Source organism: Alkalidesulfovibrio alkalitolerans DSM 16529 (assembly GCF_000422245.1).
In the GTDB taxonomy this organism is placed as follows: domain Bacteria; phylum Desulfobacterota; class Desulfovibrionia; order Desulfovibrionales; family Desulfovibrionaceae; genus Alkalidesulfovibrio; species Alkalidesulfovibrio alkalitolerans.
On record NZ_ATHI01000023.1, the window covers coordinates 1 to 1,337 of the forward strand.

Sequence of the window (1,337 nt, forward strand, 5' to 3'; positions counted from 1 at the left end):
CGCGTCGGCCCAGGCGCTTTCTTGCGTTTTGCATCTGGAGCTTTTTCAGCGGCGTGGCGTTCTTTGAGCCGTCAGGTCAGGTCAGGGCAGGAAGCACTTGCCCGCCCAGATGACGCGGCCGAGCACCTTGAGCCTGTCGGTTTTGTCGATGGGAATCTCCACGCGCGGATAGGCTGGATTTTCGGAGCGCAGGTAGAGCTTGTCTACGCAGGCGTCGATGCGTCTGGCCACAAGCCCGCCGCCCAGCGCGAGGACGAAGAGTTGTCCTGGCCGGGGCGAATGGCGCGACGAATCCACGAGCAGGAGATCGCCCGAATGCAGCAGCGGTTCCATGTCGTCGCCCGCCACCGTGGTCACGAACATGGACTCAACGGCGCCCTGGCGCGCGAGCCAGGCGAAATTGAAGCAGAAGGACGCCTGTGCCCCACGCAGCAGGGTTTCGATGTCGTCGAAATGTCCCCCCGCCTCGGGCGAAACGGCTGGAACCTGCACGACTTCGCATCCGGGCAGTGGCGTCTGCCGGGTAAAACCGTTGCGATACGCAGGCATCTCCCCCAGCAACAGCCATTCGGGGCTGACCCCGAAGCGCCGGGCGACGCGGATGAGAAATGCCGCGTCGGGCGTTCGTTTTCCGGCCAGATAATTGGCCAAGGTGGAGCGCGCCACGCCTGCTGCAGCGCAGAATTGGGGTCGCGAAAGCCCCGATTCCTCCAGTATTTGGCGGATGCGTCCCCCCAAGGCCGCATCGAAATCCTCACGCATTGCCCTACCCCCTCTAGCGGTTGACATCCCCCAAAAAAGCAGTACTATCCACCACGAGCGTAGCTACGCTTGTCTACAAAAGTAGACAAGCGTAGCGAATGCGTCACGCTAGGTCAAGATTGTGTTCGCGAGCGTGGACTGATTCGCAGTGAAACACAGGGGGGAAAAGGATCTGGCCAAGACCACATTCGTGATCCAACATCCATCCCCCACGACATAGATTACACCACCGTCCCACGGGGCGGAAAGCTCTTTTTCCAGCGCTTCCCGGTTTGAAGGCGTTCACGGCTGTCCGCACCCCCCATCCCCCCCCTCACGTCAGCGGGTGGCCGTGAGCGCATCTCAAGCCGGGAAGTTTTTTTGTTTCTCTTCCTTATCTTTTGCGTTTTCCGCCTGACTTCGCGAGCGGTTCTTTGGACCGAGTTGCTCCCGCAGCGTTCGCGCGCGCATCGCCGTTCCGGTTCGTTCAGACTGGCAAGGCTGGGGCCACGAGAAATCTCTGACCACTTCGATTTTACAAGCTGTGAAAAAGGTCCAGGCGCACGATCAGGCCGAAAAGTCGGAGGCCGCCGCGC

Annotated in this window: 1 protein-coding gene; it reads right to left on the bottom strand. The window is 61.0% G+C overall.

The window, feature by feature from the left end:
* Nucleotides 1-81: 81 nt before the first annotated feature.
* Nucleotides 82-762 (bottom strand): XRE family transcriptional regulator, encoded by a 681-nt coding sequence (locus DSAT_RS07510; protein WP_020887318.1) that lies wholly within the window; start codon nt 760-762, stop codon nt 82-84.
* Between the last annotated feature and the right edge of the window lie 575 nt (nt 763-1,337).